This is a genomic window from Sphaerothrix gracilis Ecp01 (assembly GCF_030405905.1).
Classification (GTDB): Bacteria; Cyanobacteriota; Cyanobacteriia; order Phormidesmidales; family Phormidesmidaceae; genus Sphaerothrix; species Sphaerothrix gracilis.
Genome location: NZ_JASATW010000005.1, coordinates 105,798 through 128,924, shown reverse-complemented (window position 1 = coordinate 128,924; position 23,127 = coordinate 105,798). Strand labels below are relative to the sequence as shown.

The window sequence follows — 23,127 nt, the reverse complement described above, 5'->3', positions numbered from 1 at the left end:
CTTCGCCAGCTCATTATCTGATTAAAGAATCAGTGAAGTCAAAGGGGGCCAATCTTAAAGCCTTGATAAAAAAACGGGCTTTTAATCCTGAGTTAACTTTATCGCATCTTCACTTAACCTTTCCGCGTTTCTCCTTAATCTGCGATCGCTAGGCTACGACCGTGTGTATTTATACCAGGGCTGGGAGTTCGCTTGCTTGATGGTTAGTTACGCCCTGTCGTTCTCGATCCACAGCTATCGATTGTAGAGTAACGGTTTGACCTATTTTATGTATAAGCTCCTCAAAAACACTGTCTTAGCTGCTAGCAGCTTAAGCCTGATTGGATTTCTGACTATAGATTCAGCCCTTGCTTTTACCCTGACAATTTTTCATAACAACGACGGCGAATCGGCGCTGCTGCCTGACGCAGGCCCAGCCGGAACGGAAGGCGGCGCGGCTGAATTTGTCGGTCTGATCAACAGCCTACGCAGCACCGCTGTCAATCCCATCACCCTCTCCTCAGGGGACAATTTCTTAGCGGGTCTTACCTTTACGGCTAGCCAAGAGGCGGGCACTCTATATGATGCTCAGGTGCTAGCGGCTATTGGCTATGACGCGATCGCCCTGGGCAATCACGAATTTGATTTTGGCCCTGATTTCCTCGCCAATTTCATCAATACCTACTACGACGAGTTTGGCGGCACCGCTCCTTTTCTCAGCGCTAACCTAGACTTTACCAATACGCCCTTAGCGCCCCTAGCTGATGCAGGCCGCATTGCCGAAAGCACTGTGATTAATCAGGGCGGCGAACAAATTGGCGTGGTTTCCGCTATTACAGAAAATTTGGCCTCTATTGCCAGTCCGGGCGGGGTTGATGTTCAACCTGTTCTGGCTCAAGTACAGGCCGAAATCAATCAGCTCCAGGCTCAGGGCATCAACAAAATTATTCTAATTAGTCACCTGCAATCTATTAACACCGAGATTGATTTGGTTCCCCAGCTGAGCGGCGTTGATGTGGTCATCGCTGGTGGGGGGGATGAACTCCTGGTTGACGACCTCAACAATGCTCTCCCCAGCGACCAGGAAAACGTCAACAGCGGTAACGCTAGCGTGTTTGGCCCCTACCCGGTCACGGCAACTAACGCCAATGGTCAGAGCGTTCCTATCGTCACCACGCCGGGAGAATACGGTTATCTCGGCCAGCTCATTGTCGAATTCGACGATAATGGCGTTGTGACTGCCTTCAACGGCGAGCCTGTGCGCGTGTTCGGCCCAGACTTGGCGGCTCAGGGCATTCAGCCTAATGCCGTGATTGCTAGTAACGTGATTGCTCCTTTAGAGGCGGCAGTTGCCGCGCTGGAAGCTGAGGTCGTGGGCACAACGGCAGTGCAGCTCAACGGAGTGCGTGAATCAGTCCGCACCAGTGAAACAAACTTGGGGAATTTGATTGCTGACGCGCTGCTGTGGCAGGCTCAAGCACTAGCAGACTCCCTAAGAACCGATACGCCTGTCATTGGCCTGCAGAATGGCGGCGGCGTTCGTAACAGCGTTGTGATTGATGCCGGGGACAGTATCACGGTGAAAGACACGATTGACATTTTGCCTTTCCCTAACTTTGTCTCGATTGTTTCTGATGTGATGCCAGCTCAGGTAAAAGCCATCTTTGAAAATGCCTATTCTGCGGTGGAAGATGTCAGCGGTCGCTTCGCGCAGATTGCCGGCGTTGAAGTTGGCCTAGATCTCTCAGCAGCTCCTGGCAGTCGAGTGGTAGATGTGCAGCTAGACGACGGCACCTATATCGTCCGCAACGGCCAGGTAATAGACAGCGCGCCTACCATTGCCTTGGCAACAATTGATTTCCTCGCTAGGGGCGGCGATGACTACCCTCTCGTTGACAATCCCCTGACCAACGTCGGCATCTCCTACCAGCAGGCACTGCAAAACTACATCGAGGCGGATGTGGCCGAGGGAGGTCTTGGCGGCGTTGTGACAGCAGATCAGTATCCCGAAGGAGGTGAAGGTCGCCTTTTCGCTACTGAGGTAGTCCCTGAGCCAGGCACCCTTCTGGGGCTGCTAGGTCTTGGGACTATTGGTACAAGGCTGCTCAAGCGCCGTAAAACACTTGTCTAGGCCGTAGCTAACCCTAACCCTTTAGGTGCATCGGGCCTTGCCGGATGCACCTTTTTGTCAGGAATGCTGCCGCCGTCGCATTAGGATACCTAACCCGCCTGCCGCCATCGCCGCTAGCAAAAAAGAAGGCTCTGGAACAGGGGAAGGCTGAGGCACAGTCGTAAACGGAATCGGCGCAGAAGCGGCTCCCAAAAACTGGCGATTGCTCCCTACCGGACTATTGACAGCTAAATCAAAAACGCCAGCCCCTGTGAACGGATTGATTTGGAGCTGCTGGCCCTGCTGCGTGTAGCCATACAGTGCCCCATTGCTAATGGCCAGCCCGGTAACGGCGGCAAAGCCGATGCTGCCAATATCAGCGGCAGTGCCGTTCAGGGCCAAGGCCCATAAAACGCTGTCGGCGCTGCCAGTAGCCTGCCGTACAGCAAAAAACTGATTGCGATCGGCATCAAACACCAAATCCTGATAGCGGCCTGCGGGTAGACTGCTGACCAACAAGGTTGCTAACCCGGTACTGGCATCAACCTGATAGACCCGTCCTTCCTGGGTTTGAGCCTCGAATCCTAGCGCATAGAGCCGATTTTGCGGATCAAAGCTCAAGCCTGTGACAATGACCGATGCGCTCAGCCCCAAGCTGCCGACAAACTCAGCCGCGCCGTTCTGCACTCGATAAAGCTGATTATCAGCCGTGACGCCGACGGCAATCCTCTGCTGGGATAAAGCAATGTCATTGAAGCTAGACCCCGCAAACATGGGTACAAATTCGCCTGAAAAGGGATCTACAGTCCCCACTTCGCCCTGATCTGTATTTAGCAACACTGAAGCTGCCTGCCCCGGCAGTCCAGCCGCCAAGCAGGCAAAGATAGTTCCCCAAAAAACGCTAAACGATAATCCTGAGACGCTCATGGATCAATTCACCCTGCTCCACCCTAAAGATCATTTCATAAAACATGCGTCAGTCTTCTATCGGTCTGGCCTTTGCTTAACTTCCGTGAGAACAGCCAATTTATACAGCGGTCGTGGTCACATAATTGACATTCGACATAAGTTGTTAAAAATCTAGGTCGTTTTTATCTCTCAGGTGTATTGACTTACGTAGGTAAGCTGGTTTCCGTTTTACAAATGGCAGATTTACTCTCGTAGGATTTATTGGCAGCAGCGTAACGAGCCAAAGCTTTGTAGGATAGGACGTTGCGGCTATAGCTACGGCACTTTACAGCACCGTTTACCTCTACTTACCCGTCTATGGAGGGCAAGCATTTGTAAACTATTAGCCCAGTCCATAGGGTTTAGTAAATTCTATGGACTGGTTATTTTGATTTTTGTCAATATCAAATTTCAGGCTGACAATCTCAAAAGTGTCTCCCAGCAACGTTCTAAAGTTTTTAGTCGTGGCAAAATAAAAGAGAAACCATTTCTCAGCCTGTAACAAAATGTTATGAAGCTGGGCATAATGGTTAAGAACGCGCCCACCTTTACTAGAGCTTCAGTAAATCCTCGCTCTTTTTATTGTTTGCTTTACCCAGTCCATCGCAGCGTTTTTTAGGGTAGACACAGACAAGGGCGTTCAGTCCAACAAATCTCTTGAAATTGTTCAAGATTAGTGTAATGAATAACCGCGTTTCTGGTTTTCAAACAGGTAGCTACGGTTCTCTACAACTGCCTAAATTTGATCTTTTACATCCCCTGCGGGCTTGGCTTGACAATCTCAACGTGCAGCGGCAAACAACCGCGCGGCGATTAGCTAAGCTGATCCCAGCCCAATGCCCCTTCGAGCGAGATATTCTATTGTTTGGGCGCAAGCTCGGCCACATTCCACCGCTCTGCAAGCTCAATCCCCTCTACGAAGAACTTGTCAGCCTACGGTTCCGTGCTCTCTGCTACCTAGCGGATGAGTGCGGCGAAGATATTTCCGCCTATATTTAGGAATCCATCCGGGTATCAAGCGGACTCAGGAAATGCCGCTTTAAAGTCAGGAATGACCAGTTTTGAGCGATCGCCTGCATCTTTCTACTCCCAAGAGCTGAGCCGTAAGAAAACCTGGTACTCAGCCGTTGCAGCTGCTTATGATAAGGCGAGGCCCCGCTACCCCCAGCCGCTGATTCGGCAGGCGATCGCCCTAGCAAAGCTCTCTTTAGGCGATTGTCTGCTGGAATTGGGATGCGGCCCCGGTACTGCAACAACCGATTTTGCCCAGCTAGGGTTGAGGCTGGTTTGCTTAGAGCCTAGTCGCTCTACCTATGCCCTAGCTTGTCAGAACTGCCAGCCCTATCCAGCCGTTAGCATCATTAACACTACCTTTGAGGAATGGCCTCTGCCCGCCGCCCGCTTTGATGCTGTTCTCGCAGCTAACGCCTTTCACTGGATTTCTGCCGATGTCCGGCACGCTAAAGCCTTTGATGCTCTTAAACCTGGCAAATCGCTCGTCTTACTGTGGAATATTGCGCCGCAGCTAGAGAAAAGAAGTTTTCAAGCCATAGCCCCTATCTTACGAAACTACGAGCCAGGGCTGGCGGAGCGAGAGTCTATAGCAACTCATCTAAACAACATGGGCGAATTTGGAAAAGCTGCGATTGGCTCAGGCTATTTTCACAACCTGCAGTCTGAGTGGCAGATTTGGCAAACAGCCTATAGTGTTGAGGACTATCTGTTATTGCTGAGTACCCTATCGCCTTACATCGCTCTGCCTGATGAACAGCGTCAGGCACTATTTGCAGACCTGAAAGTAGCGCTAGAAGCCATCAGCGATCGCCTTGCCGCTACTGGCCTCTCAGCGCTGCAGGTCATGCAAAAGGTGAGTGATTAGCCCCCCATCGACTGATAGAACCAGTAAGTCGCCATCGGAATGATAGTGGCGGCAATCAGGAAGCCGACAACGACAACGGTGGAGTTAGAGCGATTTTCCTCAGTTTCTTCAGCCGAGGCAAAAGTGCTTTCTAATTCAAAATTGGCATCGTCTACAGGCGGGCCGGGATCAGGTTCCCCTGCCAGGACGGCTACGAGGCGATCGGTCGCGTCTAAAAATGCCTGATTGTACTTATTGCCCTGGCGTAGCGGGATTTGGATCGTTTCTGCGGTAACGCTTTCAGCAATCTCAGGTGTCAGCCGCTCAGCCGCTGTTTCCCCTACTCGCAGAGCTGCGCCATTAGTGACATCATCCAGCACTAATAGGGCTTGGTTTGTCTGTGCTTCTGGCGTCGGAAACCACTGCTCGAACAGCTTGTCAGCAAAGCTTTGAGTTGTTTCGCCGTAGTCGAGGCGGTGCAGGGTGACTAGTCGTAGCTCAGTTCCGCTTTGGGCTAGCTGGCGGAGCTGCTGACTGATTTTTCCTTCGTTAAGGCGGCTGATTTGATTGGCATCATCGATAACCCAGGTATCCTGTCCGGCTGAGATCTGAGGCATCTGGTAGACGCCAGTGGCATAGGCAGGCAGAGCCAGTAGCTGCAGTGAGCAAACTGCGATCGCCAGGCCCAGGCTCCACTGTTTCCAAGCAGTGAGGTAGGTGAGGAGTTTCCGCATCGTCCTTAAATCCGTTGAGAATTCTTTCAGGTAATCGGCCTACAGTTAACTATACGGGACGGTGGGATAGCCTTGGCAAGGTACCGAGAATCACCTAGTCCTGGACGTACTCTTTGCCGCTAACTAAAGCTAGCTCAGCCCGCATGAATTCTCGCCCCAAGTAAGCGGCGTGATCTAAATAGGTAATGGGAGAGGGCTTGTCCTTATTTTCAAACAGGATGATGCACAGCTCCTTAGCCGTACGCCCTGTATAAACCTGAGTATGACTGCGCTCAACCTTACCGCGCGTAGGTAGCGGCTTGCCGGTTTGGGGATCGCAGGCCAACCCTTTGTCATTGATCACGTTCGTGAAATGCTTGGCACAGATTAAGCCCTGCTCGCGATCGAGGTAGATCAAAAAGTAGCCATTGGGATCAAGCTCGATATAGCGCTTTGAAAGCTTATTGTCTAAGGCAGCTAATTCTTCGGTATTGGGAGTTGCAGTTGGGTGTCGATCAGTTACAGATGTCATGCTCATTGTCGAGTCTCGATCCCCCTATCTTAGCCCGTGCTTTACTCCCCCGGAGTTCTCACCTCGATCAAGAGCCGACTTGCTTGAGCGGCAAGTCTTGATTGATCGCTTCAATCTCCGCTTGTTCCATACCGTTGACCTCATCAATATAGTTATGCAAAATTGACTGCAACCGCCCGTCGTAAAAGCGATGCAGGCTGTAGTTGGGCATGGCTGGAAAGCCGCGTCGCTTTTTGTGGCGTCCCCCCGCGCCGGGATCAAAAGTCTGGATGCCCTGGGCGATCGCCCATTCGATCGGCGTGTAATAGCAGGCATTGAAATGCAGGTGATTGTAGTCCTCTAGTGCGCCCCAGTAGCGCCCGTAAAGGCGATCGCCCTTGGTCAAACAAAAAGACATGCCCACAGGTTTAGGCGAATCCTCACTGTAGGCAGCGACCATGACAACTCGGTGCAGATAGGTGGGGTGAAGCTGCTCAAAGAATTTACGGGTGAGGTATTTGCTGCCCCACCAGCCAAACTTGTCGCAGGTATCGCTATAGAAGCCATACATCAAAGAACAAAGCGACTTAGAAATGTCTTCGCCGGTATGGACTCGTATCTGCAGGCCCGATTTTTCGATAGACTTGCGCTCGCGCTTGATATTGCGCCGCTGGTTGGCATTGAAGGCGCCTAGATAGTCTGAAAAGTCCTGATAGCCCTGATTTTGCCAAACATAGCTATGGTGCAGCCATTTTTGAAAGCCAAATTTTTCCAGACGCGATCGCCATTCGGGATCAACATAGAGAAAATTGCAGCCGGAGATATGGTTGCGCTGACAGAACTGATCAATCGCTTCCACCATCAACCCTGTGATCTGGTCTTCGTCTTCGCCAAGGGCAATCAGGAAGCGGTAGCCCTCAGCCGGGGTGAAGGGGGACATACCCAGCAGTTTGGGATAGTATTGCAGCCCTAGCCGCGCGGCCAGATCGGCCCACTGATGGTCAAAGACAAATTCGCCATAGCTGTGGCCTTTAAGGTAGAGCGGGGCAGCGGCAACTAGGGTGCGATCGCGCCAGACGGTCAGATGATTGGGCAACCAGCCAGCATTGGCGATGGCGCTGCCAGAAGATTCAATATTGTGCAGCCAGTCCCACTCTAGGAAAGGCGTTTTTAGCGGCAACGCCAGCTCGTCCCAGGCCGCCTGAGGAATCTGAGCCAGGTTACGCATCCAGGAAACCGTGTAACCACTAGCAGATTTCAGCATTAGCAAATAGAGAGCGCCATTGCCCTCTAGCCTAATTTAATTTTTCCTTGAGCGGGGAGATGTCTCGACGCGATAGTGTAGGAAAATTTCGTCAGCCACAGGCTGGCAGGAAATTAAGGAGAGGCGCGGCGCTATCTCCGCTAGAAAGCCAGCTCCCTCTACCGGGGTAGGGGACTGAGCGCCCCCCAGCAACAAGGGGCAGACTGTCAGCCTCAGTTCATCTATGTGTCCCCCTTGCAGCAGGCTTTCTACCAGAGTGCCGCCGCCTAGAATACCGAGTTTTTCAATGCCTCTAGCCTGGAGTTGTTCAAAGGCGATCGCCCAGTCTATCTGATCTGTCACAGATTGTTTTGCCACCGGCGATATGACAATTTGCTGCTCAAATCCTGGCTGCTTTCCCCAGTGCTGCACCCCGCCAGGAGTCGTCAGCAGCCAGCGGGGTAGGGGCTGCTGAAAAAAGCGCCACTGCGGATCCAAATTGCCTGAAGCAGAACAAACAATGTGTACAGGCTGAGGGGGCAATCCTCGCTGCTGCCGCTGCTCTAATAGCCTCGGCAGTTTGACAGGTAACGATGTGCCGTAGGCCCGGAGCGTGCCAGCGCCAAATAGCACTGCATCCATAGCGGCTACCTGAACTTCAAGATGGGCTTGATCGCGCCCGGACGGGAAGCGGGCAGGCGATCGCGCTGCGTCAGCAATCTTGCCGTCAGCGCTCATGGCTAAAATGACAGTGGTTTGCACACTCTTTATTCAAGTCCCTAGCTTTACAAAGCGCTTAGCTGAGTTTGTTGATTTCTTGACCCTGCCTTTACACCGATGTTGCTAATTCAAAATGTAGGCCAAAATTAGTCAAAGCTGGCTTGATTCAGCAAATTCTAGCCAGTGCGTTTCCCTAGTAGCTCCTGACCGTGCATTCTCGTTCTGCCTCTTTTAGACGTATTCTGCTGTTTCAAATTCTGCTGCTGAGCGTGCCTATCTTGCTCATCGGTCAGTACATAACGCTGCGCAAAGCGAGAACCAGCCTCTTGGAAACCGCTCGGCAAAATCTGATCAGCAGCGCCGTGCGCAAATCTGACAGCCTCGCCCTAGGATTAGAATCGCTGCGCTCTACGGCTTCGACGTTGGCCCAAACCACGGCGTTGCAGACCGGAACCCCAGCTGAGATTGAGACAGTGCTGGCTCAGCTAAATCGTAGCTTGCCATTTCAGGTAGACTGCATTCACCTCATACCTGCCCAGGCGCAAGCGGCCCCCGTCAATACCTGTGACCAGCCACCGCTGTTGTCCAGCCTGCCAGATTGGTCCAGGTCTGCGACTGCCAATGACTTTTTCTTGACGGCAATTCCCACTGCAGCAGCTACGACGCTGCCTGCTGAGCAGGCCCGTCTCACAACTATAATTGCGGTTCCAGTCTACGCGCCTACGGGTCAGCTCCGCTACACGCTCAGCCTGCAGGCGCAGCTCATCCAGCTCCAAAATGCGGCACCACGATCGCTGATAGGTTATACGGTTGTTGTGGATGATACGGGCCAAATTCTGGTGCATCCTGATCCAGAGCAGCGGGGCAAAAATATTGACCAGGTCGGAGATGCCGATCGGCTGAACAGCATTGTCGGCAACGTGCAGGCAGGTAATCGGGAAGCGCTGCACCTGTTTGATTTTCAAGCGGATAGCGACGAGTGGATTGCCGGGTACAGCGGGCTAGAAGTTGCTGTCGGGCCAAGCGATCGCCGTCTCTGGACAGTTCTAGCCGTGACGCCGCTGGATTATTCTCTGCAAGCGCTCAAGGATATCCGCCAAATTCTGTTTTTGTTGACCCTGGGACTGCTGTTTGCCAATGCCCTGCTGGCCCTCTATATGGCGCGGCGGCTCTCACTGCCAATCGAGCATCTGAGCTGCCATGCCCAGCAGATTCAGGATCACTCTCAGATCAAAGAAACCCCGCAGGATTTCAAAATTCGCGAGCTTGACCACCTCAGCCAGGTACTCACCTGTATGATGAAACGCCTAGAAGAACGGGCTCAGGAACTTCACCATGCCTGGCAAGACGCCCAGCTAGCCAACCAGCTTAAAAGTGAATTCCTCGCCAATACCTCCCATGAGCTGCGAACGCCGCTCAACGCGATTATTGGCTGCGTTCGCCTGGTTCGAGATGGCTGCTGCGACGATCGCGCAGAAGAGCTAGAGTTTTTAGACCGAGCCGATCAGGCAGCTATTCATTTGCTCAAAATCATCAATGACATTTTAGACATTGCCAAAATTGAATCAGGGACACTGACGCTGACCCCAGAACCCGTAGAGCTCAATACCGTTCTCAAAGAAGCGATTGAGCTACAAACGCTGCAAATTGAACAAAAGGGGCTATCGCTAATCGTTCCCGCTTTACCCGATCCCGTCTGGATCAGCGGCGATCGCAATAAGCTGAAGCAGGTGTTGCTCAACGTGCTCTACAATGCCGTCAAGTTCACCGAGCAAGGTACTATCACTATCAAGGTAGAGTTGCCGTCAGCTCAAACAGCAACCCCAACCCAGGCAGAGTCTGCCGATACCGCTGCTTGCCCGGCCTATGTGCGACTGACGATTAAAGATACGGGGATTGGTGTCGATCCTAGTGATCAAAAAAAGCTCTTTCGTCCCTTCGTCATGGTAGATGGCTCAACAACGCGGCGATTTGAGGGGACTGGCTTAGGACTCGCCATTTCTAAAAATCTAGTGGAGCTGATGGGCGGTCAGATCGCTCTTTACAGCGCAGGCATCAATCAGGGATCTTCGGTGGAGATTACCCTGCCGCTGCTGACAGAGGCTAATTCGCAGCAGGAAATGCCCCCGACCCAGTCTCCCCCCACCATAGAAGCGACGCCCCTCAGCCCATAACGCTGAGGTTTGTTACCGGCTGTAGGCAAATGCGGCTGAACTGACAGGCCAAACGCTATCCTAATTCCATGAAGGCACCGGAAGCGAGAGAGAGTCATGTCGGAGCAGGCTGATTATCGCCATGTCGTGAGGCGAGTCTTAGTCATTACCCTGATTTTAAACCTGCTGGTAGTGGCGATTAAGGCTGTTGTCGGCATGTGGACGGGATCTCTCAGCCTGCTAGCCGATGCGCTCCACAGCGTTACCGACAGTGCCAACAATGTTTTGGGCTTAGTGACCAATCAGCTCGCTTCTCCCCAACCTGACCGCGATCATCCCTACGGACATCAAAAGTTTGAGGCGGTGGGCGCCCTCGGCGTAGCGGCTTTTTTAGGCATTGCCTGTTTCGAGATTCTCAAGGGGGCGGTCGATCGCATTTTGTTTGGCGGCGATCCCATCACTATGACGACGCTCGCTCTTTGGCTGATGCTGGTGGTTTTAGGCGTCAATATTTTCGTAGCGTTTTACGAGCGGCGGGTGGGGTTGAAGCTGGGTAGTCAAATTCTCTTGGCTGATGCCCATCACACCATGAGCGACATCTGGATCACCATTACGGTGCTGGCAGCGCTGATTGGGGTTTGGCAGGGACTGCAGTGGTTAGATATCGTGCTGGCTTTTCCGGTGGCGCTGCTGGTGTTGCGCAGCGGCTGGGTGGTGCTGTCGGCTAATTTGCCCTGGCTGGTAGATGAAATGGCGATCGCCCCAGAAGCCATTCATACCAAAGTGATGCAGGTACCGGGCGTGATTAACTGCCACAATATTGCCTCGCGGGGGCTGCTAGGGCGACAGGTTTTTATCGATATGCATCTAATTGTGGAGCCTAAGGATGTGGAAACGGCGCACAATATTACTGAGAAGGTTGAAGCTCACTTAGAGAAAGAATACGGCCCCGCCCGCATCACAATTCATGTTGAGCCACCTGCCTATCGCTCTGGTGAAATTAGCTATTAACCATGAATTTACCCACTTGGATTACAGTTTCACGGCTATTAGGAATTCCGATCCTGCTCTATTTGCTGCAGGGAAGTCCCACGCCACAAGAGCGCTGGCTGTGCGTAGTCATTTTCCTGATTACGGCGGGGACTGATTGGCTAGACGGCTTCCTGGCCCGCCGCTTAAACCAGGTAACCGACCTGGGTAAGTTCCTAGATCCTTTGGCAGACAAGCTGCTGACCCTGGCACCTCTGCTAGCCCTGATTGAGCTGGGCCAAGTTCCGGCCTGGGGCGTATTTTTAATTTTGGTACGCGAGCTGGCGATCGCTGGCTGGCGGGTCAATCCCACCTTTCAGCAGCAGGGCGTCATGGCCGCTAACCAATGGGGTAAGGTAAAGACCGTGGTGCAAATAGCCGCGATCGCCCTCTTGATAGCGCCGCTTTCTGCCGACTGGCGTCTGCCCTCGCTCATCGCTTTTTGGGCAGCGGTGGCCCTTACCTGGATTTCCGGCGCGATTTATCTATGGCCGAAGTCAGTTCAGCCCGATGCGAGTTAGTTGAGCCATGCCGCAGGTCTCTTTATCAGAGTTTGTCAAAGGCGTTTGCCAGGATCGTCAGCTTGCGAGCTTTCCAACCGATACGGTGCCTGCTTTAGCCAGTCATCCGGCTGAGGCAGCCCAAATTTTCGCGCTCAAGCAGCGAGATTTGAGTAAGCCTTTAATTCTGATGGGAGCGACCTTTAAAGATCTGCTGCCCTACACCCACGGCATGACTGACGAGCAGATGGTTTGGCAGCAAACGGCGGCTCGCTTTTGGCCGGGCGCTTTGACCCTGATTGTGCCAGCGAGCGATCGCGTCCCTGCCGCCATGAACCCCCAGCAAACTGGCACCATCGGTATTCGCGTCCCCAATCATCCTCTAGCTCGCTACCTGCTGGCTCAAACCGGGCCGTTAGCCACGACCAGCGTCAATCATTCGGGTGAACCGGCCCTACAAACCCTGCCGGAAGTTGAAGCCAACTTTCCCCAATTGCTAACCCTCTCACCTACAGCCCTGAGCAAAATTAAACCAGCTCTCGATGACTCAGGGGCGCCTGCCCCCGCTTCCGGCACGCCTTCTACCGTCGCCCTGTGGCAGGGCAGCGGCTGGAAAGTGCTGCGTCAGGGAGATATTCACCTAAACTGAGATGTCCGCCTGCGTGATCCTAGCCCTGGGTAGTTGTCGGTCGTTTATGACTTGATAACAAACCGTGCCCTTTAAGCTAATTTGCCGTAGGCAGCGGCTGCCGTCAGGTGCTTAGATCAGGTTTGATCGCCCTGATTTGTCGTCATTCTGGTTCAGCGTCAGTGACTTCTTCTCACCCTTCTTCCTTTTCTTCGGCGGCCAGATCCCAGCTAGAGCAGCTACAAGTGGCCTACCAGCAAGCCGTGGAAACGGCCTACTTTAAAGCAGGTTTTTTAGCGAGAACGGCCCATGAGCTGCGATCGCCCTTGAACCACATCATCAGCCTCAATCAGCTTATTCTCAACGACCTCTGCGACGATCCCGCCGAGGAGCGCGAAATGGTTGCTCAGGCAAATGCAGGCGCACTAAAGCTGCTGCAGCTGCTTGATCAGCTAATTCAGGTATCTAAGCTAGAGATTGGGCGGGTGGAGCCGCAGCTAGAGGCTATGTCGGTGACCCATCTGTGGCAGCAGGTGCAGGAAAAAGTGCAGCTCCAGGTCCGCGATCGCGGTATGCAGCTGCGCATTCACTGGCCCCATCCCGACGTGCAGATTTTAACTGACTGTCGCTGGCTGACCCAGGTTTGGATCAGCCTGATTGAATCTGCGGTAGAAACGACGCAGACAGGCGCTATTCAGCTAGGCGTCAATCTTGCAGGAAAGGCCGACCAGGTTTGCCTTTGGCTACAGGACGGGCGATCGCCTGCCGACTGGAGCGAGCTAGTAGAGCAGTTGCAAAACCCGGCTGATCTATCCCCACCAGTATCAATTGCGACGCCGCCCTCGGCTGGCTTACGACTCCTGATTGCCCAGTCTACGCTGGCAGCGATGGATGCTGAGCTAGCCGTGCAGCCAGTGGAATCCGCTAACGATAAAAGTCAGCTCGCCTGCCTAGTACCCCGGGCCTGAACTGACGGTTCTAAAGGCTACCAGCTTTTAGTCAGAACGGGTCGCTGTCGATGGCACGGCTGCTTCCTGAGGCAGGTGTGCCGACATGGGCTGATTGAACAGCACCATCGTGGTTGTTGAATTGGTTTCAAAGCCAATACGCTCATAGAAGCGCTGCTGGTGAGTTGTCATCAGATAAACCCGCTCAACTCGGCTCATGTGGGGATGCCCCAGAACCGTCTGTACCAGCTTGCGGCCCAGCCCAGCCCCCTGATAGTCAGGATGAATCACCACGTCCCAAATCGTGGCCCGATAAACCCCGTCTGAAGTCGCCCTAGAAAAACCAATTAGGCGATCGCCATCCCAAACCGTTACCACTGGATTGCTGTGGGCGATCGCGGTGGCTAACTCTTCCGCCTGACGGTCACAAGCCCAAAAAGCAGCCAGGCGAAAAAGCTGCTGCAGCTGCTCTAAAACCTTGGGCGTCAAAGCCTCTACGTAGCGAAACTGAACGTGGCTACAATCAATCATGGAGTCACTCAATATCTGCAACGGCAAACGTTAAGCTAGGGGAAAACGTTTCAAACTGTAAACGCTATCTAGGATAATGGCTGTAAAGGGAAACCGTCATGACTAAAATCATCAACTGAGGACAAAGTCGCCAATCCATGACAAAAACAGCCTGGTTTCTTCGACGGTACTTCAATCAGTTTTGGCGGCGATCGCCTCTGTTTTTAATGTCTTTAGCCTTGAGCATAGGATTGGGTTTGCAGCTGGCGCGGGCCGTTGAACCCACCCACGGCGGTACCGTAGATCCACTGCAGCCACAGCATCAGCTCGCCCAGCAGCTTTATCTCCAAAACTGCGGCACCTGTCACTTGGCAGTTCCTCCCGCCGTTTTGCCAACCCAAACCTGGTATCGCCTCATCAACGATACGCGGCACTACAGCGTCGAAATTCAGCCCCTACCGCGCTTTGATGCTCAGCTAATTTCCCGCTATCTCCAGTTCTATTCCCGTCCTTACTACGAGGGGGAACAAGCGCCCTTTCAGATTGCTGATTCTCGATTCTTCTCGGCTTTGCATCCCCAAGTTGAGCTTGAGCAGCCGCCGACCCTGCGTAGCTGCGTCGCCTGCCACCCCCAGGCGGCTGACTTCAACTTTCGCCAAATCAGCGATCCCGCTGAGCGCTCTAGCAGCGCTAAAACCTGGCTCAGCGGAGTCTAGTGATAGGATGAAGGGAAATATACTGTAGACCTTTGCACTCTGCAATCTAGGTGAGGTTAATCCCACTTTATTGAGCCGCCAGCGAGATTTAAAATTCTATTAAAGTTTCCGTATACAAGCCGTTTCCTGACATGCTGCTGACAAAAATTTTAGGCGATCCCAATGCCCGTAAGCTCAAGCGCTATCAGCCTGATGTGGTTGAAGTTAATCTGCTAGAGGAAGAAATTCAAAGCCTCTCAGATGAAGCGCTGACGGGTAAAACCGTAGAGTTTAGGCAGCGATTGGAAAACGGGGAGTCGCTAGACGATTTACTCACTGAAGCCTTTGCGGTCGTGCGCGAAGCGGGTAAGCGAGTGCTGGGGATGCGCCACTTTGATGTCCAGCTTATTGGCGGCATGGTGCTGCACGACGGCCAAATCGCCGAGATGAAAACGGGGGAAGGTAAAACCCTGGTGGCGACTTTACCCTCCTATTTAAATGCCCTCAGCGGTAAGGGCGTTCACATCGTCACGGTCAATGACTATCTGGCCCGGCGTGATGCGGAGTGGATGGGGCAGGTACATCGTTTTCTAGGGCTGAGCGTGGGCCTGATTCAGCAGGGTATGCCGCCTTCAGAGCGGAAGAAGAATTACGCCTGCGACATTACCTACGGCACCAACAGCGAATTTGGCTTTGACTATCTGCGCGACAACATGGCGACGGCGATCGCCGATGTGGTACAGCGTCCCTTTAACTTTTGCATCATTGACGAAGTTGACTCCATTTTGGTAGACGAAGCCCGGACGCCTCTGATTATCTCTGGGCAGGTAGAGCGGCCTAGCGAAAAGTATATCAAGGCGGCTGATGTGGCCCGCGCCCTGCAGAGTGAAGAACACTACGAAGTTGACGAAAAGGCTCGCAACGTTCTGCTGACGGACGAAGGCTTTATTCAGTCGGAGCAGCTACTCAACGTCACCGACCTGTTTGATCCAAAAGATCCTTGGGCGCACTATATTTTCAATGCCATTAAAGCCAAAGAGCTTTTTGTCAAAGACGTCAACTACATCGTTCGCAATGGCGAGATTGTGATTGTAGACGAGTTTACCGGGCGGGTCATGCCCGGTCGCCGCTGGAGCGACGGTCTGCACCAGGCCATTGAGGCTAAAGAGCATGTAGACATCCAGCCGGAAACTCAAACCTTAGCCAGCATTACCTATCAAAATTTCTTTCTGCTCTATCCCAAACTTTCCGGGATGACGGGCACGGCGAAAACGGAAGAGGCCGAGTTCGAGAAAATCTACAACCTGGAGGTGACGGTGATTCCGACCAACCGTCCCCTAGCGCGAGAAAACTACTCGGACATGGTCTACAAAACCGAAGAGGCCAAGTGGCGGGCGATCGCGGAAGAATGCGTTGAAATGCACGAAACGGGACGGCCTGTACTGGTTGGTACTACCAGCGTTGAAAAATCGGAGCTGCTATCAGCCCTGCTGTCAGAGCGCAGCGTGCCCCACAACCTGCTAAACGCTAAGCCGGAGAACGTAGAGCGAGAGTCAGAAATTGTGGCTCAGGCCGGACGACGCGGAGCCGTCACCATTGCCACCAACATGGCTGGCCGGGGTACTGACATCATTTTGGGCGGTAACGCCGACTACATGGCCCGGCTGAAGCTGCGGGAATATTTTATGCCCCGCGTGGTGCAGCCAGAAGACGAAGACGAGTTTTCGGTAACTCAGGTACCTGCTGGCAAGGGGCGCAATAAAGCCCAAGGCTTTACCCCCGGAAAGAAAGTCAAGTCCTGGAAAGCCTCACCCCAGATCTATCCCGCTGAGCTGTCACCGCAAACCGAAAAGCAGCTCCGAGAAGCGGTCGATTTAGCCGTTGAAACCTATGGCGAACGCAGTCTCCCCGAACTGCAGGCCGAGGATAAAGTGGCGATCGCGGCTGAAAAAGCGCCGACGGACGATCCGGTCATTCAAAAGCTACGGGATGTCTACCTGGCGATCTACCACGAGTATGAGCAGCACACCGCCGCTGAACACGATGAGGTCATTAATTTAGGCGGCCTGCACGTAATTGGCACCGAGCGCCACGAGTCCCGCCGGATTGACAACCAGCTCCGAGGGCGGGCCGGACGGCAAGGGGATCCGGGATCAACTCGCTTCTTCCTCAGCCTGCAGGATAATCTGCTGCGTATCTTCGGCGGCGATCGCGTGGCGGGCCTAATGAACGCCTTCCGCGTAGAGGAAGACATGCCAATCGAATCGCGGATGCTGACTCGCTCGCTAGAAGGGGCGCAAAAGAAGGTCGAGACCTATTACTACGACATCCGTAAGCAGGTCTTTGAATACGACGAGGTGATGAACAATCAGCGGCGGGCCATCTATGCTGAGCGGCACCGGGTTCTAGAAGGGCAAGAGCTGAAAGAGCTGGTAATCAACTACGCTGAGCAAACGATGGATGACATCGTTAACGCCTACATCAACCCAGAACTGCCAGCAGAAGAATGGGACTTAGAGAGCCTGGTGGGCAAGGTGAAGGAGTTTGTCTATCTGCTTGAAGATCTAGAACCTAAGCACATTGAAGATCTTTCTATGAATGAGGTGAAAACCTTCCTACACGAGCAGGTACGCATTGCCTACGATCTGAAAGAGGCCCAGGTTGATCAGATCAAGCCAGGTCTGATGCGTGACGCTGAGCGATTCTTCATTCTGCAGCAGATTGATACCCTGTGGCGGGAGCACCTGCAGCAGATGGATGCTCTGCGAGAGTCAGTCGGACTGCGAGGCTACGGTCAGAAGGATCCGCTGATTGAGTACAAAAGTGAAGGCTATGAGCTGTTTTTAGACATGATGACGGGAATTCGCCGTAACGTGGTCTATACCCTCTTCCAGTTCCAGCCTCAGCCCCAGCCCAGTCCTTCCACGGCTGAAGCAGTCTAGGTCTACAGCTAGACAAGTTTCCAAAATTGGAACCGCCCGGCGTTGAGCCGAGCGGTTCTTTAATCAGAAGCATCTTTACTGAAATTCAATCAACTTGGAAGCGGCTTACCAGGTAGAGCCTAAATCTGCTGCCGCTGCTAGCAGAAAAGTCACTTTCTGATTAAAACCTAAAAGGATAATCTTCTCTAAAAGCTGTTCTGCTGGAAGAGATAGCGTTTCCTGTCGCGGTGCTGCTGGGAAGTGCCCGCGCTGATGAGCCTGGGCCAAGCGGTACCAAAAGACAAGCTTGAGCGGGGCAGATAGATTCTTATAGGCTACGCTAATGCGAGTCTCTTCGCCTGAGGCAATATCTAAAAGCGCTGCCACCTGATCGTGGCGCTGTAGCTGCAAAATTTGGGCAAAAAGGCTTTGCACTATCTGGGAAAACATCACAGCCGGAGCGGCTGTCCGAATCGCTTCCCCCATAGCTTCATAGATGCGCCAAAGCACAACTAGCTGATCAGCAGCCTGGAGCTGAGCAAACTGTTCAACCGTTTCAGAAACGGCGATATCCGGATCGAGCTGAAGCGTAAGCATTTTTTAACTCCGTATTTATAGACATTGCTTAAATCTCTTCACCTGGCAAACTTTTAGAGCGCGATCGCCGTCAACTGGTTCAAATTAGGACTTTGTCTTTTAACAAGATTGCCCTAATCTGAGCCGGGGATCGCCCTATCTCCATTGATCCCCAACTTTTCTAAGAAAGTGGAAAATCTTTCAATTTTCTTTGAATTTGACTGAGCTATTTTTGCCGCTGGCTATAAAATGCCCATTACTGGCCTCATATCCACTCGCTCAAACAAGAGTTGGAAATTGAGGGGGCAGCGCCCAAAAACGAAAAACAATGGGAGTATCTTTGAGGGGGTGCAGCGGTTTTAAGCCAACGATTAAGTCAGGACACACGCTTTATGTTTAAACGCAAGCCAGCACCGTTATTGACCTATCTCAGTCAAAACAGTGAATTTGAAGGGATCTTGCACGCCAACGGTCTGTTGCGGGTAGACGGTATTATCCACGGCACCGTTGAGGTTAAAGGCGATATGGAAATTTCGACCACGGGCTTAGTTGAGGGGCCAGAGGTCAGAGCGCGCAATATTATTGTTCAGGGCGTGCTTAAAGCTCGCGTTTTCGTAGAGGGTAAGCTAACTCTGGCTAAAACGGCCCGGCTAGAAGGGGATGTTGTGGCTGGGGCTTTAGAGATTGAGGCCGGTGCTTACTATACGGGCTACATTGAAACTCGCGATGTCAAAACGCTGCCACCGACCCAAGAACTCCCCGAACTCTATGGCAGCGTCGATGCCCAGATTTAAAGCGTAACTGGGCTAACCGCCCAGAGAGTCTAAGTAGTGGCGCACCTCAGATAGCGCTTGCTTTAGAGTTGCTAGGAGGCTTTGCTGCTGGGCTGCATCCTGCTGATAAGCAATTTGTTCTATTTGAGCGGCTGTTTGAGATATGCTGACCGCTCCCACATTGGCACTGGATCCCTTGATGTGGTGGGCTGTTTCTTCTATATCGCGGCCGTTCTGCTGGGCAATGGCGGTTGCTAGAACTTCGGTTTGAGCGATCGCATCTTCCACAAACAGCTGCAGCAGTTCTTGCTCAAACTCTGGATCATTGCCAGAAATTTGCTGCAGTTGCTCAAGATCGATGGGAGATGATTCAGCGCTGAAAGAACTCATAATAGTTTAATTGCAAAACAATCTAAATTTTTACTTAAAAAACTTTAGTTAAAGCTGGGTCTAAGCCTCCTCTTTTATATCGCATGGCTGGCTTAGTTGCGCTCTGCTAACACTATATTTTCCGAGTTCTTTAATGCTTAAGCTGACTCACTCTCCCGTCAGCCAGGCTATAGTCGCGGCCAAACACAGCCAGCCTAGCCATCGAGGCGGCGATAGCCAGCCCATCACTAGTTCAGGCAAGCTATCAAGACTCGTCGTCATGCCTACACTGATCAGCAGTAGAAAAGTTAAAACCAATAAACTCATTGTGATTTTTAGATAAAATTAGAGTGTTATAGAACTTCTCAGCAACTTTTTTAGCCAGCTACTCGTCAAGTTTATTTAACAAGAATATACGTTTTATCATGCTGCGTTTCTTATCAAAATCTACACGCTCTTTAACAGTAATGGGGCTGGTTTTGCTGGGGAGCCTACCTGCCTTAGCTCAAACAGCTCTATTCGAGAACCTGGTTGTGCCTAGTGAGCCATCGACTCAGAGTCTCAGTGTAGAAGGCTTCACCGCTGGTTTTTACTCTCTCACCAATATTGTCAACCGCGATAGTGATGGCAATTTCTGCCTGGGCTTTGCTGACTCGACGCCCGACCACATTTTAGTGCTAGAGCAAGACTTAGCCGATTTGACCCTTCAAGTTGATAGCGGTGGTCAGTCCACAACTCTGCTGGTGCAAGGCCCCGACAACAACACTGTGCGCTGCGCGGCGGGTACTCGCCGTGAGCCAGACGCCGTTCTGCAAGATACGGACTGGCTGGCGGGTTCTTACCGAGTTTGGGTAGGGGCTTTTGAGCAAGGCGATCGCTACGACTATGTACTCAGCGCAACGCCCTAACCTTCCATCTCTCTAGCAGCGCCGACTCTCTATCTAAAATATGGGTAACTGCTCATAAATCCTCAGTAGAATTCCTAAAAACGCTAAGATAAAAACTGGCGCAACCCGACTGCTGAGGGAGATCTGTGTTAAAAGCCCTAGCTGAAGACTTTCGCATCATCTTCGATCGCGATCCGGCTGCTCGTAACTGGTTAGAAGTCCTGTTTTGCTATCCAGGCTTGCAGGCATTGCTGTTTCATCGTCTAGCCCACTGGCTGTGGTATTTGGGTCTACCGCTCATTCCTCGGCTAATTTCTCATATAGGCCGGTTCTTGACGGGCATTGAGATTCACCCAGGCGCTACGATTGGTCGGGGCGTTTTTATTGATCACGGCATGGGGGTAGTCATTGGTGAGACGGCTATCGTTGGCGACTACGGCCTGATCTATCAGGGAGTTACCCTGGGAGGAACAGGCAAAGAAAGCGGTAAGCGTCATCCTACCTTGGGCAGCAACGTCGTGGTTGGGGCCGGGGCTAAAGTGCTGGGCAATATTCAAATTGGCAATGATGTGCGCATCGGGGCCGGATCGGTCGTGCTGCGAGAAGTGCCTTCTGGCTGCACGGTCGTGGGGGTACCCGGACGGGTTGTACACCGCTCCGGCGAGCGCTCGGATCCTCTAGAACACGGTCGTTTACCAGATTCAGAAGCCAAAGTGATTCGGGCCTTGCTCGATCGGATTGAATCTCTAGAGCAGCAGGTTGAAAAGCTGAATCAATCCCGTCAGCCAGTCATGGCAGAAGCCTACAGCCCTAGCACCAAGTCTAGCTGTCGTCTGCGCGATCGCGCTTTTGAAGAATTTTTTGACGGTTCAGGCATCTAGTCGCTGTTTAACGCTGCATCAGGGATTGATAGCCTCGGTTGTCCACCCCTTGATGTCGTGCAGAAAGTAGCGGTGTCGATTCTGCGGCTCTCCCCTCAGCTCTAGGTGATCGACCTCAAAAGGGGTCAGCAGGAGCAGACAAAACTTGGGTAGGGGCTGCGCTGGATCTAGCTCAGCCGCCGGCGTAAAAGCCTCGTCGCTGGCTCGCTTGCCCCCCGGCTGCGGCCAGGCAAACTGGGTGCGGGCACTGTCTGAAAGGTTATGCCAGATCTGCTGACGGGCTGCTATCAGTTCGGTGTCTGGGTGGTCAGGGCCAACGAGTTCTAGCCTGCCCAGCAGGCGAAATTGTTCTCTGGTCTTGACGAAATACCAGCAGCCTTCACTCCAGGGATTTTGCTCAATCTGTTCAATTTTGTCGCTGCGGCCATCGGTGGCAAACTGCAGGCGATTGGTATCGTTTAAGAAGCCGCGAAAAACCACCGTTCGATTGGCAGGGCGAGCGTTAGCACGAAGAGTCGCCAGTTGCAGGTAGCGGGCATGGGCATCGCTACGGTTGCGATGGAGGGCACGAGCCAACGGCGATCGCCAGGGAGCAGTAGACATAAATCTTTGAATAGCGACAGATTTTGAGAATGAGTAATCTTTAACCGATCACTGATCTCAGGATAGTAAGATTTTCAAATTGGCAGAGAATGAAAAATGTGCCGGGATAGTCCCCGCTCAAGCGTCCAGGTTTTGCAGATCCCCCCTTATGAACTTTGCGGATATTGTTGTCCTTCTGACTGGTTTTGTGCTGCTAGTGGCTGGTGCTGAACTCTTGGTTAAGGGAGCGTCTCGTCTAGCAGCCATGATTGGCATTCCTCCCCTGATCGTCGGTTTAACCGTCGTTGCCTATGGCACCAGCGCTCCGGAATTGGCCGTCAGTATCCAATCAGGTCTGGCGCAGCAGGCCGAAATTGCCCTGGGCAATATCATTGGCAGCAACATTCTAAATGTCTTGCTAATCCTAGGGATTTCTGCCTTAATCTCGCCCCTCATTGTCTCTCAGCAGCTAGTACGTCTAGATGTGCCTATTATGGTCGGCGTTTCCCTGCTGACCCTACTATTCGGCCTAGACGGCGTCATCGATTTCTCAGACGGCATCTTTTTACTGCTGGGGGGCATTGGCTATACGGTATTTCTGATTATTCAGAGCCGCAAGGAAAAGAATGCTGAAGTTCAGGCGGAATATGCCAAAGAGTATGGCTATCATCAATCGGCTTCCCTTAAAGGGTGGCTGGTTAACTTGGGGTTCATTGGAGTGGGTTTACTGCTATTGGTCAGTGGTTCTCAGTTTTTGATTCAGGGAGCTGTGGCGATCGCCGAAGCATTGCAGGCTAGCCAGCTTGTCATTGGTCTAACCATTGTGGCAACCGGCACTTCTCTGCCAGAGCTAGCGACCTCGGCCATTGCCAGTCTGCGCGGCGAAAGAGATATTGCCGTGGGCAATGTCGTCGGCAGCAACATCTTCAATCTTTTGCTGGTGCTGGGCGTCGCGGGGTTGATTACGCCTGCTGGCATTGAGGTCAATCTAGCGGCCCTGCGATTTGATATTCCAGTCATGATTGCGGTGGCGATCGCCTGCCTACCCATTTTCGCCACCGGCAATGTTGTATCCCGCTGGGAGGGAGGCTTGTTTTTGGGCTACTACGTGGCCTATACGACCTATCTGATTTTGGATGCGGCCAAGCACGAAAATATAGAGGCTTTCAATGCCGTCCTGCTGCTGGTTGTCCTGCCGCTGACCATACTCATGCTGGCGATCGCTTCTTGGCGGGCCGTCCGCAGGCGACGGCAATAACCTTTTTCCAACAGAGCCAGTAACTGTACTCCCCTGCGAGAGAGATTTGAGCTACCTCTACTTCAGCCCGTAGCTAGAGAGAAGCTATTTCCTAGGGACAAAGACACGGTACTGGCAGCGCTGATACCTTGATGGCACAGTTATGGCGCTAAGACGCTACACGTTAAGGAAATTATGGAATATAGAACAACCGCGGGCTGGTCTCTACTGACATCAGGCATCGTTACCCTCTTACTCAAGATTTTGCCCGGAAATTCTCTCTGGTGGGGAATTGCCTTTTTGCTGATTGGCGGCGCCACTCTGCTCATTCGGTCTGATAGAAGCCCCCAGCTCTAA

General features: G+C 52.6%; 25 protein-coding genes. 15 read left to right on the top strand and 10 right to left on the bottom strand.

The annotated features are described in order from the left end of the window. Positions 1-268: 268 nt before the first annotated feature. Positions 269-2,110 (top strand): bifunctional metallophosphatase/5'-nucleotidase, encoded by a 1,842-nt coding sequence (locus tag QJQ48_RS07010; protein WP_346290496.1) that lies wholly within the window; start codon positions 269-271, stop codon positions 2,108-2,110. Between the two features lie 57 nt (positions 2,111-2,167). Here the strand turns inward: QJQ48_RS07010 and QJQ48_RS07005 are convergent, their stop codons facing one another. Further along, complete coding sequence (locus QJQ48_RS07005) at positions 2,168-3,016, bottom strand: PEP-CTERM sorting domain-containing protein (protein ID WP_346290495.1); 849 nt, start codon at positions 3,014-3,016, stop codon at positions 2,168-2,170. Positions 3,017-3,718: 702 nt separating this feature from the next. Between QJQ48_RS07005 and QJQ48_RS07000 the strand changes: the two genes are divergently transcribed. Together QJQ48_RS07000 and QJQ48_RS06995 are read left to right on the top strand one after the other, a co-directional pair. Then, positions 3,719-4,036, top strand: a complete 318-nt coding sequence (locus tag QJQ48_RS07000) for a Mo-dependent nitrogenase C-terminal domain-containing protein (RefSeq protein ID WP_346290494.1) — start codon at positions 3,719-3,721, stop codon at positions 4,034-4,036. Between the two features lie 52 nt (positions 4,037-4,088). Further along, complete coding sequence (locus QJQ48_RS06995; RefSeq protein WP_346290493.1) at positions 4,089-4,916, top strand: class I SAM-dependent methyltransferase; 828 nt, start codon at positions 4,089-4,091, stop codon at positions 4,914-4,916. On the opposite strand, the gene psb32 is transcribed toward QJQ48_RS06995, so the two are convergent. From psb32 to QJQ48_RS06975, 4 genes are all read right to left on the bottom strand, one after another. Then, positions 4,913-5,629 (bottom strand): photosystem II repair protein Psb32, encoded by a 717-nt coding sequence (psb32, locus tag QJQ48_RS06990; protein ID WP_346290492.1) that lies wholly within the window; start codon positions 5,627-5,629, stop codon positions 4,913-4,915. The genes QJQ48_RS06995 and psb32 overlap by 4 nt on opposite strands. Before the next feature lie 94 nt (positions 5,630-5,723). Next, on the bottom strand, positions 5,724-6,140 hold the full coding sequence (locus tag QJQ48_RS06985; protein ID WP_346290491.1) for a DUF4346 domain-containing protein: 417 nt from the start codon (positions 6,138-6,140) through the stop codon (positions 5,724-5,726). Between the two features lie 67 nt (positions 6,141-6,207). Further along, positions 6,208-7,383 carry a GNAT family N-acetyltransferase gene (locus QJQ48_RS06980; RefSeq protein ID WP_346290490.1) on the bottom strand — a complete coding sequence of 392 codons (1,176 nt, stop codon included), beginning with the start codon at positions 7,381-7,383 and terminating at the stop codon, positions 6,208-6,210. A 36-nt stretch (positions 7,384-7,419) separates the two neighbouring features. After that, positions 7,420-8,100, bottom strand: a complete 681-nt coding sequence (locus QJQ48_RS06975; protein WP_346290649.1) for a RibD family protein — start codon at positions 8,098-8,100, stop codon at positions 7,420-7,422. A gap of 191 nt (positions 8,101-8,291) precedes the next feature. Here QJQ48_RS06975 and QJQ48_RS06970 point away from each other — a divergent pair, with 191 nt between their 5' ends. The 5 genes from QJQ48_RS06970 to QJQ48_RS06950 all read left to right on the top strand — a co-directional run bounded on the left by QJQ48_RS06970 (position 8,292) and on the right by QJQ48_RS06950 (position 13,360). Beyond that, positions 8,292-10,256: an ATP-binding protein gene (locus QJQ48_RS06970; RefSeq protein WP_346290489.1), complete on the top strand. Its 1,965-nt coding sequence runs from the start codon at positions 8,292-8,294 to the stop codon at positions 10,254-10,256. 96 nt (positions 10,257-10,352) lie between these two features. Further along, the gene (cdf31, locus tag QJQ48_RS06965) at positions 10,353-11,246 is read left to right on the top strand and encodes a CDF family zinc efflux transporter Cdf31 (RefSeq protein ID WP_346290488.1); all 894 of its coding nucleotides are present in this window, start codon (positions 10,353-10,355) and stop codon (positions 11,244-11,246) included. Between the two features lie 2 nt (positions 11,247-11,248). After that, positions 11,249-11,785 carry a CDP-diacylglycerol--glycerol-3-phosphate 3-phosphatidyltransferase gene (gene pgsA / locus QJQ48_RS06960; protein WP_346290487.1) on the top strand — a complete coding sequence of 179 codons (537 nt, stop codon included), beginning with the start codon at positions 11,249-11,251 and terminating at the stop codon, positions 11,783-11,785. Positions 11,786-11,792: 7 nt separating this feature from the next. Continuing rightward, on the top strand, positions 11,793-12,413 hold the full coding sequence (locus QJQ48_RS06955; protein ID WP_346290486.1) for an L-threonylcarbamoyladenylate synthase: 621 nt from the start codon (positions 11,793-11,795) through the stop codon (positions 12,411-12,413). A gap of 161 nt (positions 12,414-12,574) precedes the next feature. Beyond that, on the top strand, positions 12,575-13,360 hold the full coding sequence (locus QJQ48_RS06950) for a sensor histidine kinase (RefSeq protein ID WP_346290485.1): 786 nt from the start codon (positions 12,575-12,577) through the stop codon (positions 13,358-13,360). Positions 13,361-13,387: 27 nt separating this feature from the next. On the opposite strand, the gene QJQ48_RS06945 is transcribed toward QJQ48_RS06950, so the two are convergent. Continuing rightward, positions 13,388-13,867, bottom strand: a complete 480-nt coding sequence (locus QJQ48_RS06945) for a GNAT family N-acetyltransferase (protein WP_346290648.1) — start codon at positions 13,865-13,867, stop codon at positions 13,388-13,390. A gap of 140 nt (positions 13,868-14,007) precedes the next feature. Here QJQ48_RS06945 and QJQ48_RS06940 point away from each other — a divergent pair, with 140 nt between their 5' ends. Together QJQ48_RS06940 and secA are read left to right on the top strand one after the other, a co-directional pair. Beyond that, positions 14,008-14,565 carry a diheme cytochrome C gene (locus tag QJQ48_RS06940; protein WP_346290484.1) on the top strand — a complete coding sequence of 186 codons (558 nt, stop codon included), beginning with the start codon at positions 14,008-14,010 and terminating at the stop codon, positions 14,563-14,565. A gap of 134 nt (positions 14,566-14,699) precedes the next feature. Then, positions 14,700-17,486: a preprotein translocase subunit SecA gene (secA, locus tag QJQ48_RS06935; RefSeq protein WP_346290647.1), complete on the top strand. Its 2,787-nt coding sequence runs from the start codon at positions 14,700-14,702 to the stop codon at positions 17,484-17,486. 105 nt (positions 17,487-17,591) lie between these two features. Here the strand turns inward: secA and QJQ48_RS06930 are convergent, their stop codons facing one another. Then, complete coding sequence (locus QJQ48_RS06930) at positions 17,592-18,062, bottom strand: orange carotenoid protein N-terminal domain-containing protein (protein WP_346290483.1); 471 nt, start codon at positions 18,060-18,062, stop codon at positions 17,592-17,594. A gap of 371 nt (positions 18,063-18,433) precedes the next feature. Between QJQ48_RS06930 and QJQ48_RS06925 the strand changes: the two genes are divergently transcribed. Continuing rightward, positions 18,434-18,835: a bactofilin family protein gene (locus tag QJQ48_RS06925; RefSeq protein WP_346290482.1), complete on the top strand. Its 402-nt coding sequence runs from the start codon at positions 18,434-18,436 to the stop codon at positions 18,833-18,835. 12 nt (positions 18,836-18,847) lie between these two features. Here the strand turns inward: QJQ48_RS06925 and QJQ48_RS06920 are convergent, their stop codons facing one another. Together QJQ48_RS06920 and QJQ48_RS06915 are read right to left on the bottom strand one after the other, a co-directional pair. Further along, the gene (locus QJQ48_RS06920) at positions 18,848-19,204 is read right to left on the bottom strand and encodes an Hpt domain-containing protein (protein WP_346290481.1); all 357 of its coding nucleotides are present in this window, start codon (positions 19,202-19,204) and stop codon (positions 18,848-18,850) included. Positions 19,205-19,351: 147 nt separating this feature from the next. Continuing rightward, complete coding sequence (locus QJQ48_RS06915) at positions 19,352-19,510, bottom strand: hypothetical protein (protein WP_346290480.1); 159 nt, start codon at positions 19,508-19,510, stop codon at positions 19,352-19,354. A gap of 140 nt (positions 19,511-19,650) precedes the next feature. On the opposite strand from QJQ48_RS06915, the gene QJQ48_RS06910 reads away from it, so the two are divergent. Together QJQ48_RS06910 and cysE are read left to right on the top strand one after the other, a co-directional pair. Continuing rightward, positions 19,651-20,091 (top strand): hypothetical protein, encoded by a 441-nt coding sequence (locus tag QJQ48_RS06910; RefSeq protein ID WP_346290479.1) that lies wholly within the window; start codon positions 19,651-19,653, stop codon positions 20,089-20,091. A 125-nt stretch (positions 20,092-20,216) separates the two neighbouring features. Then, on the top strand, positions 20,217-20,951 hold the full coding sequence (gene cysE / locus QJQ48_RS06905) for a serine O-acetyltransferase (protein WP_346290478.1): 735 nt from the start codon (positions 20,217-20,219) through the stop codon (positions 20,949-20,951). Between the two features lie 18 nt (positions 20,952-20,969). On the opposite strand, the gene QJQ48_RS06900 is transcribed toward cysE, so the two are convergent. Next, a complete protein-coding gene (locus tag QJQ48_RS06900) occupies positions 20,970-21,554 on the bottom strand; it encodes an Npun_F5749 family FMN-dependent PPOX-type flavoprotein (RefSeq protein ID WP_346290477.1) in 585 nt (194 codons plus the stop codon). A gap of 148 nt (positions 21,555-21,702) precedes the next feature. Between QJQ48_RS06900 and QJQ48_RS06895 the strand changes: the two genes are divergently transcribed. After that, complete coding sequence (locus QJQ48_RS06895) at positions 21,703-22,791, top strand: calcium/sodium antiporter (protein WP_346290476.1); 1,089 nt, start codon at positions 21,703-21,705, stop codon at positions 22,789-22,791. A gap of 174 nt (positions 22,792-22,965) precedes the next feature. Beyond that, the gene (locus tag QJQ48_RS06890) at positions 22,966-23,127 is read left to right on the top strand and encodes a hypothetical protein (RefSeq protein WP_346290475.1); all 162 of its coding nucleotides are present in this window, start codon (positions 22,966-22,968) and stop codon (positions 23,125-23,127) included.

Coding starts and splice junctions, on each gene's coding strand:
- QJQ48_RS07010 (WP_346290496.1), top strand. CDS start 269: ATGTATAAGCTCCTCAAAAACACTGTCTTAGCTGCTAGCAGCTTAAGC.
- QJQ48_RS07005 (WP_346290495.1), bottom strand. CDS start 3,016: ATGAGCGTCTCAGGATTATCGTTTAGCGTTTTTTGGGGAACTATCTTT.
- QJQ48_RS07000 (WP_346290494.1), top strand. CDS start 3,719: ATGAATAACCGCGTTTCTGGTTTTCAAACAGGTAGCTACGGTTCTCTA.
- QJQ48_RS06995 (WP_346290493.1), top strand. CDS start 4,089: ATGACCAGTTTTGAGCGATCGCCTGCATCTTTCTACTCCCAAGAGCTG.
- psb32 (WP_346290492.1), bottom strand. CDS start 5,629: ATGCGGAAACTCCTCACCTACCTCACTGCTTGGAAACAGTGGAGCCTG.
- QJQ48_RS06985 (WP_346290491.1), bottom strand. CDS start 6,140: ATGACATCTGTAACTGATCGACACCCAACTGCAACTCCCAATACCGAA.
- QJQ48_RS06980 (WP_346290490.1), bottom strand. CDS start 7,383: ATGCTGAAATCTGCTAGTGGTTACACGGTTTCCTGGATGCGTAACCTG.
- QJQ48_RS06975 (WP_346290649.1), bottom strand. CDS start 8,100: ATGAGCGCTGACGGCAAGATTGCTGACGCAGCGCGATCGCCTGCCCGC.
- cdf31 (WP_346290488.1), top strand. CDS start 10,353: ATGTCGGAGCAGGCTGATTATCGCCATGTCGTGAGGCGAGTCTTAGTC.
- pgsA (WP_346290487.1), top strand. CDS start 11,249: ATGAATTTACCCACTTGGATTACAGTTTCACGGCTATTAGGAATTCCG.
- QJQ48_RS06955 (WP_346290486.1), top strand. CDS start 11,793: ATGCCGCAGGTCTCTTTATCAGAGTTTGTCAAAGGCGTTTGCCAGGAT.
- QJQ48_RS06940 (WP_346290484.1), top strand. CDS start 14,008: ATGACAAAAACAGCCTGGTTTCTTCGACGGTACTTCAATCAGTTTTGG.
- QJQ48_RS06930 (WP_346290483.1), bottom strand. CDS start 18,062: ATGCTTACGCTTCAGCTCGATCCGGATATCGCCGTTTCTGAAACGGTT.
- QJQ48_RS06925 (WP_346290482.1), top strand. CDS start 18,434: ATGTTTAAACGCAAGCCAGCACCGTTATTGACCTATCTCAGTCAAAAC.
- QJQ48_RS06920 (WP_346290481.1), bottom strand. CDS start 19,204: ATGAGTTCTTTCAGCGCTGAATCATCTCCCATCGATCTTGAGCAACTG.
- QJQ48_RS06915 (WP_346290480.1), bottom strand. CDS start 19,510: ATGAGTTTATTGGTTTTAACTTTTCTACTGCTGATCAGTGTAGGCATG.
- QJQ48_RS06910 (WP_346290479.1), top strand. CDS start 19,651: ATGGGGCTGGTTTTGCTGGGGAGCCTACCTGCCTTAGCTCAAACAGCT.
- QJQ48_RS06900 (WP_346290477.1), bottom strand. CDS start 21,554: ATGTCTACTGCTCCCTGGCGATCGCCGTTGGCTCGTGCCCTCCATCGC.
- QJQ48_RS06895 (WP_346290476.1), top strand. CDS start 21,703: ATGAACTTTGCGGATATTGTTGTCCTTCTGACTGGTTTTGTGCTGCTA.
- QJQ48_RS06890 (WP_346290475.1), top strand. CDS start 22,966: ATGGAATATAGAACAACCGCGGGCTGGTCTCTACTGACATCAGGCATC.